Source organism: Terrabacter sp. P2_E3, assembly GCF_056403915.1.
This window is the reverse complement of record NZ_JBFUEN010000003.1, coordinates 497,283-513,067: the sequence shown is the minus strand read 5'-3', so window position 1 is coordinate 513,067 and position 15,785 is coordinate 497,283. Positions and strand designations below refer to the sequence as shown.

The window sequence follows — 15,785 nt, the reverse complement described above, 5'->3', positions numbered from 1 at the left end:
AGGGGATGGGTCAGAGGGCCTTGATGATGTCTTCGACGCGTTCCTTGGCGTCGCCGAAGAGCATCGCCGAGTTGTCGCGGAAGAAGAGCGGGTTCTGGACTCCGGCGTAGCCGGCGTTCATCGAGCGCTTGAAGACGACGACGTCCTTGGCGTTCCACACCTGCAGGACCGGCATCCCGGCGATCGGTGACGTGGGGTCCTCGGCGGCCGCCGGGTTGACGGTGTCGTTGGCGCCGATGACGAGCACGACGTCGGTGTCCGGGAAGTCGTCGTTGACCTCGTCCATCTCGAGGACGATGTCGTACGGCACGCGAGCCTCGGCGAGCAGCACGTTCATGTGGCCGGGCAGGCGGCCGGCCACCGGGTGGATGCCGAACCGGACGTCCACGCCGCGCTCCCGGAGCTTGGCCGTCAGCTCGGCGACGGGGTACTGCGCCTGTGCGACCGCCATGCCGTAGCCGGGCGTGATGACGACCGACGACGCGTTCTTGAGCAGGTCGGCGACTTCTGATGCGTTCGTCTCACGGTGGTCCCCGTAGTCGACGTCAGAGTCGAAGACCGCCCCGTCGGAGCCGAACCCGCCGGCGATGACCGAGACGAACGACCGGTTCATGGCCTTGCACATGATGTACGAGAGGTAGGCACCCGACGAGCCGACGAGCGCACCGGTGACGATGAGCAGGTCGTTGCCGAGCATGAACCCCGCGGCGGCGGCGGCCCAGCCCGAGTAGCTGTTGAGCATCGACACGACGACGGGCATGTCACCGCCGCCGATGGAGGCGACGAGGTGCCAGCCGAACGCGAGCGCGATCGCCGTCATGACGAGGAGCGGCACGATCGAGTGGGCCGCCACGAACCACACGAGCAGCCCGGCGGACACGACGAGCGCGGCGAGGTTGAGCCAGTGGCGTGCCGGCAGCATCAGCGGCTTGCTCGAGATGCGCGCCGACAGCTTGAGGAACGCGACGATCGATCCGGTGAACGTCACGGCTCCGATGAAGACGCCGAGGAAGATCTCGACGAGATGGACGGCCTCACCCTCGACCCCGACGAGGTCGGACGTCGCGACGAACGTGTTGATGCCGACGAGAACCGCCGCGGCCCCGACGAACGAGTGCAGCATCGCGATGAGCTCGGGCATGCCGGTCATCTCGACCTTGCGCGCCCGGGCGATCCCGATCGCGGCACCGATGACCATGGCGACGGCGATGAGCAGCCAGGCCGACCACGCGGCATCGCGCAGGGAGAGCCAGAGCGTCGCGACGAGGGCGATGCCCATGCCGACCATGCCGAGGACGTTGCCGTCACGGGCGGTCTCGTGCTTCGAGAGGCCGGCTAGCGACATGATGAAGAGCAGCGCCGCGACGATGTATGCCGCCTGGATGAGTGCGGTGTCCATGTGCGGTCAGCCCTTCCGGAACATCGTCAGCATGCGGCGGGTCACGGTGAAGCCACCGAAGATGTTGATGCTGGCCAGGAGCGCAGCCACGAAGCCCAGCACCATGATCACGACACCCTTCGTGCCGCCCACCGACCCGGCCGAGCCGAGCTGGAGCAGCGCGCCGACGACGATGATGCCGCTGATCGCGTTGGTGACGGACATCAGCGGCGTGTGCAGGGCGTGGTGGACGTTGCCGATGACGTAGTAGCCGATGACGACGGCGAGCGCGAAGACGGTGAAGTGCCCGAGGAAGCTCGGCGGCGAGACGGCGGCCACCGCCCCGAAGACGACGGCTCCGATCGCCATCCCGGCGTACCTGCGGCGTGGGTCCTTCGGTGGCTCAGGCTCTTTCACGACCTTCGTCCCGGACGCCGTCTGGGCCACCGGGGCTGCTGCGCTCACCTGGATCGCGGGCGGCGGCCACAGCAGCTCACCGTCGCGGGCCACCGTCATGTTGCGCTGCACGACGTCGTCGAAGTCGAGGACGAGCTCGCCGTCCTTGCCCGGCGTCAGCAGCTTCATGAGGTTGACGAGGTTCGTGCCGTAGAGCTGGGAGGCCTGCGTGGGCAGCCGGGCCGCGAGGTCGGTGTAACCGATGATCGTCACCCCGTTGTCGGTGACGACCATCTCGTCGGCGACGGCGCCCTCGACGTTGCCGCCGTTGGCTGCGGCCATGTCGACGATGACCGAGCCGGGCTTCATCGACGCCACCATCTCGCCGGTGATGAGCCGCGGCGCCGGGCGTCCGGGGATGAGCGCCGTCGTGACGATGATGTCGACGTCGGGCGCCTGGGCGGCATACAGCTCAGCGGCCCGTCGGTTGTACTCCTCGCCCATCTCCTTGGCGTAGCCGTCGCTCGACGCGGCAGCGGCGTCGACCTCGGGCATCTGGACGGCGAGGAAGTCGGCGCCCATCGACTCGACCTGCTCGGCCACCTCGGCGCGGGCGTCGGTCGCGCGGACGATCGCCCCGAGCGAGCGGGCCGTGCCGATCGCGGCGAGGCCCGCCACGCCGGCCCCAGCGACGAGCACCTTGGCGGGCGGCACCTTGCCGGCCGCCGTGACCTGCCCGGTGAAGAAGGAGCCGAACTCGTGGGCGGCCTCGACGACGGCGCGGTAGCCGGCGATGTTGGCCATCGACGACAGGACGTCGAGCGACTGGGCCCGGCTGATGCGCGGCACCGCGTCCATCGCCATGGCGGTGACGCCCGCGGCGCGCAGCCTCTCGACGAGGTCGGGGCTGATGGCCGGCGCCATGAGCGAGACGAGGACGGTACCGGGGCGGAGCCGCGCGATGTCCTCGTCCGAGGGCGCGTTGACCTGGTGGACGATCGGCGAGCCCCACGCCTCCTCGGCCGTGACGACGCGAGCGCCGGCGGCGGCATACGCCTCGTCGGAGAAGCTCGCCCGCTCCCCCGCCCCGCTCTCGACGGCGACGTCGTAACCGAGTCCGACGAGCTGTTCGACGGTCTTGGGCGTCGCGGCGACACGTGTCTCGCGGGCACGGGTCTCACGGGGGACACCGATCTGCACGCTGGGCTCCTTCGCGCGGAGGGCTGGTGGGCACTGGTTCACGAACCTAGAGCACGACCCACGGGTAGCGGCAGGTCTGCCGGGCACGTCACACAAATGACACGCGACCGGACCCGAACGTCTCTGATCGTGGGCAGACAGAGGGTCGGCGAGGCTGCCCCGGTGAGCTCGACGTGAACCCGGACGGTCAGTGCGACGGCGCCCGACGACCGAGGCTGAACACCTCGGGCGGCGGCTTCTGGTCGGACTCGAGCCGTCGGTAGGCGCTCGGCGTGGTCCCCACCTCCGCGAGGAACTGCCGGTTGAAGTTGGCCATGTTGTGGTAGCCGCTCATCTCGGCGACCTGGGCCACGGAGTGGTCGGTCGTGTCGAGCAGGCGTCGGGAGTAGGCGATCCGCAGCTTCTTGACCATGCTCGAGAAGGTCATGCCGGTCGCGGACTTGAAGTACTTCGAGAACGTCGGCTCCGACATGTACGCCAGACGTGCGGCCGTCGACAGCCGGATGTCGCCCGTCAGGTTGTCGGAGATGTAGCTGAGCCCCGCCTCGCCGGCGTCGCGCGACGCCGCGTCGGTCGGTCGGCCCATCCACTCGCTCGCCACGAGGTCGTACTCCTCGGGCGGGGCGTGCGCGAAGAGCGCGAGGAGCTTGAAGAGGTGGCCGAGCTGCTCGACGCCCTGGCTGTGCACGCAGGCGAGGATCGTCTCGGCGGCCCGCCAGGCCGTGGCACCGGAGAAGACGATCCCGCGGGTCGAGCGCTGGAGCACCTCCGTCACCTCGGCCAGCTCCGGCAGGTGCTCCATCGCCGCGTGGATCCACTCGTCGCTGAACTGGATGACCGCGTCGCGGTCGACCGCCACCTGCCCCTCCGCGAGGTCGCTGACCCAGTCGTGCGGCAGGTTCGGGCCGATCAGGCTGACGTGACCCGGCGCGAAGGTGCCGATGTGGTCGCCGGCGATGAAGCTGCCACGCGTCTTGGTGATGAGGTGGATCTCGTACTCGGGATGGAAGCCCCAGCCGCAGATCTCGCTCGGGAAGTCGTGCGTCAGCACCCGTGCCGAGGCCTGCGGGTGGTGCGGGATGTACTCCCGCCGGACCGGCTGCCCCAGGATCGGGCCCGACGGTACGGAACGCATCGACTCGACGTCGGTCGTGCGGGAAGCGCCATCCGAAGACTGGCCGGATCGATACGAAATCTTCGTCTCCTTCGCCGCGCTGGACAGCACCGTCGCCGTCCCGTGCGGGGCTGCGACCGATTCGTCACCTGCAGCTCCCACCCGTACGCAAAATCGTATCAACGACAGGGGGCTCATGGTGCTTGTTGCCCCGACTCGCGCGTCGTTACCGTTCCGGCAAGTTCCCGTCAAGAAACGAAGCGGAGATCGCCGCAGGGCCAGGTGGAACCGGCCGACGGAAACGAGGAATGCCTACCAAAGGAGTTAGGAATGCTTGCGAACAAGCGCATGCTCGCGCTGGGGACGGGCGCGGTGGCGGTCGCCATGACGGTGGCTGCCTGTTCGTCCGGGGCAGTGCAGTCCGGCAACGGGTCCACGGGCGCCGCCGGAGGCGCCGTCACCCTCAAGGTGGCCACCGTGAACAACGGCCAGATGAAGGACATGGAGAAGCTCAAGTCCGAGTACGAGAAGGCGAACCCCGGCGTCACGGTCAACTTCCAGGTCATGGAGGAGGGCGACCTCCGCGCCGCCGTGACGGCGGACGTCGCGAGCGGCGCCGGCCAGTACGACATCGTCACCATCGGCGCCTACGAGACGCCGCAGTGGGGCGCCAACGGTTGGCTCGTCGACCTCACCCCGGAGCTCCAGTCCGACTCGTCGTACGACGTCAATGACCTGCTTCCCCCGGTCCGCGACGTCAACACCTTCGACAACAAGCTCTTCGCCGTCCCGTTCTACGGGGAGTCCTCGATCCTCATGTACAACAAGGAGGTCATGGACAAGGCCGGGGTCACGATCCCGCAGAACCCCACGTGGCAGCAGGTCGCGGATGCGGCCAAGAAGGTCAACACCGCCGACATGGCCGGGATCTGCATGCGCGGCAAGCCCGGCTGGGGAGACCTCTTCGCCCCGCTGACCACCGTCGTGCAGACCTTCGGGGGCAACTGGTACGACAGCAGCTGGAAGGCCACCGTCGACACCCCGGAGTGGAAGCAGGCGGTCAGCTTCTACAAGACGATGCTCGACCAGTCCGGTGAGAAGGACCCCGTCTCCTACAGCTTCAACGAGTGCCTCACGGCCCTCAAGGAGGGCAAGGCCGCGATGTGGGCCGACGCCTCCGTCGCAGCGTCGATGCTCGAGGCGGCCGACTCGCCCGTCAAGGGCAAGATGGGCTACGCGCACATGCCGGTCGACAAGACCAAGGAGTCCGGCTGGCTCTGGAGCTGGAACCTCGCGATCCCGACGTCGACCAAGCAGAAGGACGCGGCGGTCAAGTTCGTCAAGTGGGCCACGAGCAAGGACTACATCAAGCTCGTCGGCACGAAGATCGGCTGGTCCAACGTCCCGCCGGGCTCGCGGACCTCGACGTACGACATCCCCGAGTACAAGGACGCCGCCAAGGCGTACGCGCCCATCACGCTCGACGTCATGAGCTCGGTCAACCCGAAGCAGCCGGGCGTCAACCCGCAGGGCTGGGTCGGCATCCAGTACGTCTCGATCCCCGAGTTCCAGGACGTCGGCAACCAGTGCGCCCAGCTCGTAGCGGACTACCTGGCCAACCGCGGCACGATCGACGACGCGCTCAGCAAGTGCCAGTCCATCGCCCAGGCTGCGGGCGACAAGCACAAGAAGTGACCTCCTGTTGACGAACAGGTGACACGTGGTGGCGGGCCCGGCCCCCCCCCGGSCCCGCCACCACACCCCCTCCAACCCGCAGTCGCACGAGCCGCACAAGGGAGTGCCGACATGACGACGACCACCACCACGCAACCATCCGAGCTCGAGGACGTCCGGGCCAGCACCGCGACCGACAAGCGGCGCGTGCAGCGGACGGAGCTCTGGCGCAACCGGGGACTGCTGCTCCCGGCCGTCATCTTCCTCATCCTGCTGACGCAGATCCCGTTCCTGACGACCATCGGGTTCTCACTGACGAAGTGGAACCTGCTCTACCCCAACGACCGTGCGTTCGCCGGGTTCGACAACTACACGAGCGCACTCACCTCGGGCGACCTGTGGCCCTCGATCCGCGCCACGGTGCTCATCACGGCCTTCTCGGTCACCCTGGCGGTCCTCTTCGGCCTGCTCTTCGCCGTCCTGCTCGACCGCCCGTTCCGCGGTCGCGCCCTCGCCCGGACCCTGATGATCACGCCCTTCCTCATCATGCCGGCGGCGGCCTCGCTCATCTGGAAGTACTCGATGTTCGACACCAACATCGGGATGCTCAACTGGGTCTTCCGGACCCTGCACCTGCCGGTCGTCGCCTGGAGCACCGAGCACCCGATGGCCACGGTGGTCATCGTGCTGACGTGGCAGTTCACGCCGTTCATGATGCTCATCCTGCTGGCCGGTCTCCAGGGCCAGGACAAGGGCATCCTCGAAGCCGCCCAGGTCGACGGGGCCGGCACCTGGCGCACCTTCACCTGGATCACGCTGCCCCACCTACGGATGTACATCGAGATCGGGGTGCTCCTCGGCTCGGTCATCATCCTGCAGGTCTTCGACCCGATCGCGATCCTCACCAAGGGGACCGGCGGCACGAAGACCCTCGCCTATCTCCTCTACGAGCGGGCCTTCATCGGGCTCGACGTCGGGCAGGCAGCGGCATACGGCGTCGTGACCGTCGTCCTCACGATCATCGTCGCGACCATCGCTCTCAAGAGCGTCTTCAAGGTCTTCATGGCAGGAGGAAGCCGATGAACGGCTCAGGCAGCACCACGAGGTCGAAGGCATCGGCCCGAGGAGCCCTCACGACGCTCGTCACGTGGATCCTCGTGCTCATCTTCTTCTTCCCCGTCTTCTGGATGGTCCTCAACGGGTTCAAGCCGGAGTCGCTCGCGTCGTCCGTCAACCCGACGTTCATCTTCAAGCCCGTCACGGAGGGCTACCAGCTCGCGATGGACCGCGGGATGGCCGGCTACCTCCAGAACTCGCTGACCGCCGCTGTCATCGCGACGATCATCTCGGTGGTGCTCGCGATCCCCGCCGCGTACGCCCTGTCGATCCGGCGGGTCAAGAACGTCGAGAACTCGCTCTCGTTCTTCATCTCGACCCGGTTCATGCCGCTCGCCGCGATCGTGCTGCCGCTCTTCATGATCTTCAAGACCGTCGGGCTGCTCGACAACATCTACATGCTCGCCATCGTCTACGGCGCCATGAACCTGCCCGTGACGGTGTGGATGATGCGCTCGTTCTTCCTCGAGGTGCCCTACGAGATCATCGAGGCGGCCCGGGTCGACGGGGCCGGCATGTTCCGTGAGATCGTGCGGATCGTCCTGCCGCTCGTCCTCCCCGGGGTCGCGGCCGCAGCGCTCATCAGCTTCATCTTCGCGTGGAACGAGTACTTCCTCGCCCTGCTGCTGACGAGCTCGGCCGCCCGCACGACGCCGCCCTTCCTCGGCAGCTTCGTCGACGGCCGAGGACAGTTCCTCGCCGTCCTGTCCGCCGCAGCGACCATCGCGGCCCTCCCCGTCATCATCGCGGGCTGGGCGGCCCAGAAGCAGCTCGTCCGCGGCCTGTCGATGGGGGCGATCAAGTGACCGGCACCAGCACCACGCCCGGTCCCGTCACGCTCCCCGCCGTCGACCGTGGACGGAGCCTCGAGGACTCGGTCGTCGTCGTCACCGGTGCCGGCGGTGGCATCGGTGGCGCGATCGCCCGGATCGTCCTCGAAGCGGGCGGTCGCGTCGTCGCCGGTGACCTCCGGCCCGAGGCCCTCAGCTCGCTCCGCGACGCCTGGGGCGAGGAGCGGCTGGCCGTCGGCCTCGGCGACGTCCGGGACGAGAGCACCGCCGACGCGCTCGTCGCCGCGGGAGTCCAGGCCTTCGGTCGGGTCGACTCCGTCGTCGCCAACGCCGCCGTCGGCTTCTACGGCGGGATCCTCGACTACTCGGCCGAGCAGGCCTCGCTCATGGTCGACGTCAACGTCAAGGGCACCGTGTGGCTGGCGCGGGCGGCCGTGCGCCAGTTCCGCGCCCAGGGCGGAGGTGGTGACATCGTCATCATCGGCTCGGTCGCCGGACTCCTCATCGGGGGCGGCAAGGAGGCGGTCTACTCCGCCACCAAGGCTGCGCAGATCAACCTCGGCTACGCCCTCGACCGCGAGCTGCGCTCGGAGGGGATCCGCACGACGACCATCGCACCGGCCGGCGTCAACACCCCCTTCGCCGCCGCCGACGGACGCTTCGGCGACCGCGACCCGTCCGAGGGCGACTTCATGGAACCGGAGGACATCGCCCAGGCCGTCGTCTACACCCTCCGACAGCCACGACGGATGCGCACCGAGCTGTGGACGATGTGGAGCCTGTCCGAGACGCACTGACGACCGTCAGCCGCGCGTCGAGGACGACCGGCTCCCCCCGTGTCCGGCCACCAGCCGCCGACGACATCCCTTTCCTCCGAGAGGACCCAGACGACCATGACCACCACGCCCGCCACCTCGCCCCCGCGGCCCACGACTCTCGCGAGCGCGACGCTCGACGCACTCCCCGCCGCGGTGGGCCGACCCACCTACGACCGGACGGCCGTCACCGCGAGCATCGTCCACTTCGGCGTCGGCGGCTTCCACCGCGCCCACGAGGCGATGTATGTCGACCGGCTCATGGAGCTGGGCGTCCCCGGAGCCCTGGACTGGGGCATCTGCGGCGTCGGGGCCCTCCCCCACGACCGGCGCATCGTCGACACCCTCACGGCGCAGGACGGCCTCTACACCCTCGTCGTCAAGCACCCGGACGGCCACCGGGAGCCGCGCGTCGTCGGGAGCCTCGTCGAGCTCGTGTTCGCGCCGGACGACCCGCAAGCCGTCGTCGACCGGCTGGCCCACCCCCGGACGCGGATCGTGTCGCTGACCATCACCGAGGGTGGCTACCTCGTCAACCAGGTCACGGGTGCGTTCGACGCCGCCGACCCGTCGATCCGGGCCGACCTCGAGGACGGCGCGGTCCCGCGCACCGTCTTCGGCTACGTCGTCGCCGGCCTCGCGGCCCGACGGGACGCGGGCGAGGCCCCCTTCACGGTCATGTCGTGCGACAACCTCCCCGGCAACGGTGACGTCGCGCGGACGATGATGACGGCATACGCCCGCCTCAAGGACCCCGCGCTCGCGGACTGGATGGACGAGCACGTCTCCTTCCCCAACGGCATGGTCGACCGCATCACACCCGTCACGGTGCAGGACGACATCGACCGCCTCGTCGAGGAGTTCGGGGTCGAGGACGGGTGGCCCGTCGTGTGCGAGCCGTTCACGCAGTGGGTCCTCGAGGACCACTTCACCCAGGGGCGTCCTCCCCTCGAAGCGGCCGGCGTGCAGCTCGTCGAGGACGTCGTGCCCTACGAGCTGATGAAGCTGCGCCTGCTCAACGCGAGCCACCAGGCCCTCTGCTACCTCGGCTACCTGTCCGGCTACCGCTACGCCCACGAGGTCTGCCAGGACCCCCTCTTCGTCGACTTCCTGCTCGGCTACATGGAGCACGAGGGCAGTCCGACGCTCCCCGACGTGCCGGGGGTCGACCTCGACGCCTACCGGCACGAGCTCATCGCGCGCTTCGCCAACCCGGAGGTGCGTGACACGCTGGCACGCCTCTGCGCCGAGAGCTCGGACCGCATCCCGAAATGGCTCGTCCCCGTCATCAGGCGCAACCTCGAGAGGGGCGGGCAGATCGACAGCTCCGCGCTCGTCGTCGCCTCGTGGGCGCGCTACGCGGAGGGCGTCGACGAGCAGGGCGAGCCGATCGAGGTCGTCGACCGCGTCAAGGACCGGGTCATGGCCGCAGCCGCGCAGCAGGGCACCGACCCGCTCGCCTTCCTCCGCGACCGGGACCTCTTCGGCGACCTCGTCGACGACGAGCGGTTCACCTCGGTGTTCACGCGAGCTCTGTCGGCCTTGCACACCAAGGGCGCTCGGGAGACCCTGCAGTCATGGACCGGGCGGAGCAGCACGACGTGACCGATGGACGCACCCTCGTGGCGGGGGTCGACAGCTCGACCCAGTCGACGAAGATCGTCGTCTGCGACGCCGAGACGGGGCAGGTCGTGCGCACGGCCCGGGCCCCTCATCCCGACGGCACCGAGGTGCACCCGGACCGGTGGTGGGAGGCCTACGAGCACGCGTGCGGCGACGGCGTCCTCGACGGGGTGACCGCCATCGCCGTCGGTGGCCAGCAGCACGGCATGGTGACGCTCGACGAGGACGACACCGTCGTGCGGGATGCCCTGCTGTGGAACGACACCCGCAGCGCGGGGGCAGCCCGCGACCTCACGACCGAGCTCGGCGGCGTCAGTGCGTGGGTCGACGCCGTCGGCCTCGTCCCCGTCGCGAGCTTTACGGTCACGAAGCTGCGATGGCTCGCAGAGCACGAGCCCGACCACGCTGCACGGGTGGCCAGGGTGGTCCTCCCCCACGACTGGCTCACCGGCCGGATCCTCCAACAGGGCAACGGTTTCGAGCGCTGGAGCACGGACCGCGGGGACGCGTCCGGCACCGGCTACTGGTCGGCCGCCGACGGCGACTACCGGCTCGACCTGCTCGACCGGGCGTTCGGCCGGACCCTCGAGGTCCCCGAGGTGCTCTCTCCCGCCCAGGCTGCCGGCCGCACGGCCGACGGCCTGCTCGTCGCCGCCGGCACGGGCGACAACATGGGTGCCGCTCTCGGCCTGACTCTCCACCCCGGTGACGTCGTCGTCTCGCTCGGCACGAGCGGCACCGTCTTCACGCCGCACGGCTCGGCGATCCGCGACGAGACCGGTGCCATCGCCGGCTTCGCCGATGCGACCGGTCACCACCTCCCGCTCGTGTGCACCCTCAATGCTGCCCGCGTGCTGACCGCGGCTGCATCGATGCTCGGTGTGGACCTCGCAGAGCTCGACCGTCTTGCGCTGCGGGCGATCCCGGGCGCGGGTGGCCTGACCCTCCTGCCCTACCTCGACGGCGAGCGCACCCCTGACCTCCCCGAGGCGACCGGCACTCTGAGCGGACTCACCCGCACGAACGCGACACCCGAGAACCTCGCCCGGGCCGCGGTCGAGGGGATGCTGTGCAACCTCGTCGCGGGGGTCGACGCCCTGCGCGACCACGACGTCGAGGTCGGACGCATCCTGCTCATCGGCGGAGCGGCCGCCTCACGCGCCGTCCGCGAGATCGCGCCGGGCCTCTTCCGCGCCCCAGTCGTCGTGCCGGCACCAGCCGAGTACGTCGGCGTCGGCGCCGCGCGCCAAGCCGCGTGGGCCCTTTCGGGAGAGACGGACCCACCGACGTGGGCCCTCGCGATCGACTCGGAGTATGCCGTCCCGAGGAGTGACGAGCAGGCGCACGTCGACGTCGTGGCGCGCTACCAGGACCTCGTGTCCCGCACCCACGGGGTCTGAGCCACCAGCGCTCGGGACGCGAGCGGCATACGCCCTCATGCCTCGCGGAGGCTCGGCGCGACGGCCGAGCCTTCGGGGGGCGCCTACGGGTGGTGCCGTGACAGGACGGCGAACCCAGCCGTCAGGCGAGGGCCTTCGCCTTGAGGGCAGCGAACTCGTCGGCGGAGATGGTGCCCGCGTCGAGCAGCTCCTTCGCCTTGGCGATCTGCTCCGGTGCCGAGGTGCTCGAGGCCCCAGCGACGGAACGAACGTAGTCCTCCTGCGCCTGGCGGGCCTCCGCGTACTTCTGCGTCGAACGCTCGTTCATGCCGCGACCGCGGACGATGAGGTAGACGATCGCGGTGATGAAGGTGAAGAAGACGAGGCACACGACCCACAGCGCCTTCATCCCGCCGGAGACCTGGGGGTCGCGGAACAGGTCGGCCACGATCGAGAACAGCACCAGGAGGTAGGTCGCGAACGCGAAGAAGATGACGATGAACCAGACGATGTCCCAGAACGACATGGGGCGACCTTTCTCGGAGGGCAGCACGGAAGCGGTGCTCACCCCCATGGTCGTGACGCGCGGCCACCCTCGGCATCATCCACACGGGGTGACCGCGCGGCCCGGCGCCTCAGCGGTACTCAGGGTTGTGCCAGCCGAAGTGCTCGCCGGCGTTCCAGGCCGACCGCAGGTTGCCGTAGGCCGGCACGCCCCCCGCGTCGTGGAGCATCCTCGCGAGGTGCATGAGGTTCCACGTCATGAAGGTCGTGTTGCGGTTGGTGAAGTCGTTCTCCGGGCCACCGCTGCCGGGGTCGAGATAGCTCGGCCCCGGACCGGCCTCGCCGATCCAGCCGGCGTCGGCGTTGGGCGGGATCGTGTAGCCGACGTGCTGGAGGCTGTAGAGCACGTTCTGGGCGCAGTGCTTGATCCCGTCCTCGTTGCCGGTGATGAGGCAGCCGGCGACCCTGCCGTAGAAGAGGTACTGCCCCTGGTCGTTGAGCATCCCGCTCAACGAGTAGATGCGCTCGATGAAGCGCTTCGTGACGCTCGAGTTGTCCCCGAGCCAGATGGGGCCGGCGACGACGAGGATCTGGCTGTCGAGGATGCCGGGGTACAGGTCGGGCCACGCGTCGCTCTCCCAGCCGTGCTCGCGCATGTCGGGGTAGACGCCCGTGGCGACGTCGTGGTCGACGAGGCGGATCTCGTCGACGGTGACCCCGTGCTCGCGCATGATGGAGACGCTCGCGTCGACGAGCCCCTGAGTGTGGCTCGGCTCGGGGCTCTTCTTCAGCGTGCAGTTGACGTAGGTGGCCTTGAGGCCGGTGAAGTCCCAGTCGGTCATGGAGTCGACTGTCCTCCGACGCGGCCCGCCGCCGCAATGGCCCGGATGTGACGAGGTGCTGACGTCCTCGCGGTCGTCAGCACCTCGTCGGTCACGTCTCAGGACGTCGGGTGGTCAGCGACGCGTGAAGCCCATGACCTTGCGGATGAGCAGGATGCCGACGACGCCGCCGGCGGCCCCGAAGACGCCGCCGAGGGCCTCGTACGTCAGGCCCGTCTGCAGCGTGGAGACGAGGGAGTCGAGGGAGTCGGGCTGCTCGATCCCTCGCTGCGCGGCGCGGCCGAGCATCGCGAGGACGAGGTTGACGGCGAGCACGACCCAGAGGGCGATGATCAGCGGCGGGGTCGTCGACGGACGATCGTGGCGGGTGCGCGGGTTCGCGTGCTCGGTACCCCAGAGGACGTCGCGCAGGGCCAGTGGGCCCAGGACGACGTTGGCGAAGGGGATGAACCAGCCGCCGATGGCCATGCCGGTGCCACGCGTGTAGAGCGCGTGGTCGGACCGGTCGGAGGTCCAGACCCGGTGGAGCCAGACGAGCATGACGATGCCGGCCAGCCCGGCGAGGGCGAGGATCGGCAGGTAGAGGGCATCGGCGCTCTCGGCCTCGCTGACGACGGCGTCGAAGTCACCGTCGCTGAGCAGCCCCTTGATCCGGATGTCGAACCAGGCCAGGTAGAGGTTGGCGACGGCCGCGACCGCGAAGAGGGCCTGCGCGATGATGGCGAGCACGGCGGTGGACTGCTTCCACGGGCGCACCTTGACCGTCTTGGAGTTGGCGGTCAGGCCCGGCTCGGCGGTCGGCGCCGGCTGGGCCGGTCCGGTCGGCGCGGGCAGGTGGCCCTGCGGGGCGATCGGGACGGGCGGCGCCGCGGCCGGGACCGGGGGTTCGTGAGGTGCAGCGGGTTGGGTCATGAGTGTTCTCCCCTGTCGATGAACGTGTGCGCCCGAAAACTACAGCAGCAGGCGCGCCGACAGGAGCGAAGAACGGGGCGACCGCCGCGACCGGGCCGACACCGGGCCGACACCGACCCGCCCTCGAAGGTCACATCTGCTCGGGGGACTCCAGTCCGAGCAGGTCGAGACCGGTCGTCATGACCCGGAAGACGAGCGCGCACAACGTCAGTCGCGACTCCTTGACCTCGTCGAGCTCGGCCTTGAGCACGGGACAGTTCTCGTAGAACGCCGAGAACGCCTGCGCCAGCTCGAAGAGGTAGCCGGCGAGCCGGTGCGGCTCGTAGGTGTCGCCGACCTCGGCGACGACGTCACCGAAACCGAGCAGGTGCGTCGCGAGGGCACGCTCGTGCGGCTCGCCGAGCAGGATCGGCGCGTGCTGGGCGGCCGGATCGAGCCCGATCTGGCGGAAGATCGACCGGACGCGGGCGACGACGTACTGGAGGTAGGGCCCGGTGTTGCCGGTGAGCGCGACCATGCGGTCGAGGTCGAAGACGTACTCGCTGTCGTGCGCGACGGACAGGTCGGCGTACTTCACGGCGCCGATGCCGATCTGCCGGGCGATGGTGGCGCGCACGGTCTCGTCGAGGTCGGGCCGCGTGCCGTCGATGACGGTCCGGGCCTTGTCGACGGCCTCGTCGAGCAGGGCCATGAGCCGCAGCGGCTTGCCGGAGCGGGTCTTGAGGATCTTGCGGTCGTCGCCGAGCACGTTGCCGATCTGGACGTGGACGGGCACGACGTCGTCGGGCAGCCAGCCGGCCTTGCGCGCGGTGTCCCACACCATGTTGAGGTGCAGGGCCTGCGGGGCGCCGATGACGTAGAGCACCCGGTGCGCCTTGAGGTCCTCGACGCGGTGCTTGATCGTCGCGAGGTCGGTCGTGCCGTAGTTGTAGCCGCCGTCGCTCTTGCGGATGATGAGCGGCACCGGCTTGCCCTCACGGCCGGTGTAGCCGTCGAGGAAGACGCACAGGGCGCCGTCCGAGACGGTCGCGATGCCCTTGGCCTCGAGCTCGGCACAGAGGTCGGCGAGCACCTCGTTGTAGGTGGACTCACCGGCGAGGTCGTCGTCGGTGAGCGTGATGCCGAGCGTCGAGTAGATCTTGTTGAAGTAGATCTTCGACAGGTCGACGAGCTCACGCCACAGGGCGAGGGTCTCGGGGTCGCCGGCCTGCAGGCTCACGACGCGCGTGCGGGCCCGGACGTTGAAGTCGCCCTCGCTGCCGGCCGGCTCGGCCTTGTCGGCGCGGTCGAACTTGACCCGGGCCGCCTGGTAGAAGGCGTTGGGGTCGGTGACGAGGAGGTCGGCCTCCTCGGAGTCTCGACCGACATCGAGCAGGTGTTCGATGAGCATGCCGAAGGGCGTGCCCCAGTCACCGATGTGGTTCTGCCGGATGACGTGGTGCCCGAGGTGCTCGAGGGTGCGGGCCAGGGAGTCGCCGACGACGGTCGTGCGCAGGTGCCCGACGTGCATCTCCTTGGCGACGTTGGGTGCGGAGTAGTCGATCGGGATGTTCTGCGTCGCCTGCAGCGCGACACCGCCCCGCTCGTCGGCCTCGACGTCCTGCAGCAGTCCGGCGATCCACGAGCTCGAGAAGGTGAGGTTGATGAAGCCGGGACCGCTCACCTCGACGGAGTCGCACACACCGTCGAGGTCGAGGGCGTCGACGATCCTGGCCGCGACCTCGCGCGGCGGCATCCCGACCTTCTTGGCCAGGGCGAGCGCTGCGTTGACCTGCACGTCGGCGAACTGCGACGGACGCAGCACCGGGTCGGCCTCGCGGAAGTCGTCACCGAGGGCGGCGGCGATCGCGGACTGGACCTTGGGCGTGAGCGCGACGAGCGGGGAAACCATGCCGGCAAGTCTATTTGCGCCGACCGGGTGCCCGCGCCACCGTTTCGGACCGGCCCACCGAGGGCGTATGCCGTGTCGCCCGGACCCTGCCCGAGCGCGGGCCGAGCGTGGTGGCCCCGCGGAGAGGTCCCGGGCACGAGCGTGGCCGCG

13 protein-coding genes are annotated in these 15,785 nt (G+C 69.3%); 6 read left to right on the top strand and 7 right to left on the bottom strand.

Going from position 1 to position 15,785, the window contains the following annotated elements; all coding sequences use genetic code 11:
• Positions 1–10: 10 nt before the first annotated feature.
• From pntB to AC1DW8_RS05640, 3 genes are all read right to left on the bottom strand, one after another.
• Positions 11–1,399: a Re/Si-specific NAD(P)(+) transhydrogenase subunit beta gene (gene pntB, locus AC1DW8_RS05650; RefSeq protein WP_056774202.1), complete on the bottom strand. Its 1,389-nt coding sequence runs from the start codon at positions 1,397–1,399 to the stop codon at positions 11–13.
• A 6-nt stretch (positions 1,400–1,405) separates the two neighbouring features.
• Entirely contained in the window at positions 1,406–2,974 is a 1,569-nt protein-coding gene (locus AC1DW8_RS05645; protein WP_056774205.1) for a Re/Si-specific NAD(P)(+) transhydrogenase subunit alpha, read from the bottom strand.
• A gap of 187 nt (positions 2,975–3,161) precedes the next feature.
• Complete coding sequence (locus tag AC1DW8_RS05640; RefSeq protein WP_235508688.1) at positions 3,162–4,109, bottom strand: helix-turn-helix domain-containing protein; 948 nt, start codon at positions 4,107–4,109, stop codon at positions 3,162–3,164.
• 309 nt (positions 4,110–4,418) lie between these two features.
• Here AC1DW8_RS05640 and AC1DW8_RS05635 point away from each other — a divergent pair, with 309 nt between their 5' ends.
• The 6 genes from AC1DW8_RS05635 (at position 4,419) to xylB (ending at position 11,507) form a co-directional block, all read left to right on the top strand.
• On the top strand, positions 4,419–5,783 hold the full coding sequence (locus tag AC1DW8_RS05635) for an ABC transporter substrate-binding protein (protein ID WP_056774211.1): 1,365 nt from the start codon (positions 4,419–4,421) through the stop codon (positions 5,781–5,783).
• Between the two features lie 111 nt (positions 5,784–5,894).
• Positions 5,895–6,845: a carbohydrate ABC transporter permease gene (locus AC1DW8_RS05630; RefSeq protein ID WP_056774214.1), complete on the top strand. Its 951-nt coding sequence runs from the start codon at positions 5,895–5,897 to the stop codon at positions 6,843–6,845.
• Positions 6,842–7,684, top strand: a complete 843-nt coding sequence (locus tag AC1DW8_RS05625) for a carbohydrate ABC transporter permease (protein WP_056774218.1) — start codon at positions 6,842–6,844, stop codon at positions 7,682–7,684. Before AC1DW8_RS05630 ends, AC1DW8_RS05625 begins: the two co-directional genes overlap by 4 nt.
• A complete protein-coding gene (locus tag AC1DW8_RS05620; RefSeq protein ID WP_056774223.1) occupies positions 7,681–8,466 on the top strand; it encodes an SDR family oxidoreductase in 786 nt (261 codons plus the stop codon). The genes AC1DW8_RS05625 and AC1DW8_RS05620 overlap by 4 nt, the downstream gene beginning before the upstream one ends.
• Positions 8,467–8,562: 96 nt before the next feature.
• Positions 8,563–10,089 carry a mannitol dehydrogenase family protein gene (locus tag AC1DW8_RS05615; RefSeq protein WP_478092486.1) on the top strand — a complete coding sequence of 509 codons (1,527 nt, stop codon included), beginning with the start codon at positions 8,563–8,565 and terminating at the stop codon, positions 10,087–10,089.
• The gene (xylB, locus tag AC1DW8_RS05610) at positions 10,062–11,507 is read left to right on the top strand and encodes a xylulokinase (protein ID WP_478092484.1); all 1,446 of its coding nucleotides are present in this window, start codon (positions 10,062–10,064) and stop codon (positions 11,505–11,507) included. The genes AC1DW8_RS05615 and xylB overlap by 28 nt, the downstream gene beginning before the upstream one ends.
• A gap of 121 nt (positions 11,508–11,628) precedes the next feature.
• Here the strand turns inward: xylB and AC1DW8_RS05605 are convergent, their stop codons facing one another.
• The 4 genes from AC1DW8_RS05605 to argS all read right to left on the bottom strand — a co-directional run bounded on the left by AC1DW8_RS05605 (position 11,629) and on the right by argS (position 15,635).
• Entirely contained in the window at positions 11,629–12,012 is a 384-nt protein-coding gene (locus tag AC1DW8_RS05605; RefSeq protein WP_056826198.1) for an SHOCT domain-containing protein, read from the bottom strand.
• A gap of 109 nt (positions 12,013–12,121) precedes the next feature.
• Positions 12,122–12,832, bottom strand: a complete 711-nt coding sequence (locus tag AC1DW8_RS05600) for a flavodoxin family protein (RefSeq protein WP_056826196.1) — start codon at positions 12,830–12,832, stop codon at positions 12,122–12,124.
• 114 nt (positions 12,833–12,946) lie between these two features.
• Positions 12,947–13,744, bottom strand: a complete 798-nt coding sequence (locus tag AC1DW8_RS05595) for a DUF4328 domain-containing protein (RefSeq protein WP_478092481.1) — start codon at positions 13,742–13,744, stop codon at positions 12,947–12,949.
• A 130-nt stretch (positions 13,745–13,874) separates the two neighbouring features.
• Positions 13,875–15,635 (bottom strand): arginine--tRNA ligase, encoded by a 1,761-nt coding sequence (gene argS, locus AC1DW8_RS05590; RefSeq protein WP_056826192.1) that lies wholly within the window; start codon positions 15,633–15,635, stop codon positions 13,875–13,877.
• Between the last annotated feature and the right edge of the window lie 150 nt (positions 15,636–15,785).

What these genes read in the sequence shown, in the direction of transcription:
- pntB (WP_056774202.1), bottom strand. Translation starts at nt 1,399, where the DNA reads ATGGACACCGCACTCATCCAGGCGGCATACATCGTCGCGGCGCTGCTC.
- AC1DW8_RS05640 (WP_235508688.1), bottom strand. Translation starts at nt 4,109, where the DNA reads ATGCGTTCCGTACCGTCGGGCCCGATCCTGGGGCAGCCGGTCCGGCGG.
- AC1DW8_RS05635 (WP_056774211.1), top strand. Translation starts at nt 4,419, where the DNA reads ATGCTTGCGAACAAGCGCATGCTCGCGCTGGGGACGGGCGCGGTGGCG.
- AC1DW8_RS05630 (WP_056774214.1), top strand. Translation starts at nt 5,895, where the DNA reads ATGACGACGACCACCACCACGCAACCATCCGAGCTCGAGGACGTCCGG.
- AC1DW8_RS05625 (WP_056774218.1), top strand. Translation starts at nt 6,842, where the DNA reads ATGAACGGCTCAGGCAGCACCACGAGGTCGAAGGCATCGGCCCGAGGA.
- AC1DW8_RS05615 (WP_478092486.1), top strand. Translation starts at nt 8,563, where the DNA reads ATGACCACCACGCCCGCCACCTCGCCCCCGCGGCCCACGACTCTCGCG.
- xylB (WP_478092484.1), top strand. Translation starts at nt 10,062, where the DNA reads ATGGACCGGGCGGAGCAGCACGACGTGACCGATGGACGCACCCTCGTG.
- AC1DW8_RS05605 (WP_056826198.1), bottom strand. Translation starts at nt 12,012, where the DNA reads ATGTCGTTCTGGGACATCGTCTGGTTCATCGTCATCTTCTTCGCGTTC.
- AC1DW8_RS05600 (WP_056826196.1), bottom strand. Translation starts at nt 12,832, where the DNA reads ATGACCGACTGGGACTTCACCGGCCTCAAGGCCACCTACGTCAACTGC.
- AC1DW8_RS05595 (WP_478092481.1), bottom strand. Translation starts at nt 13,744, where the DNA reads ATGACCCAACCCGCTGCACCTCACGAACCCCCGGTCCCGGCCGCGGCG.
- argS (WP_056826192.1), bottom strand. Translation starts at nt 15,635, where the DNA reads ATGGTTTCCCCGCTCGTCGCGCTCACGCCCAAGGTCCAGTCCGCGATC.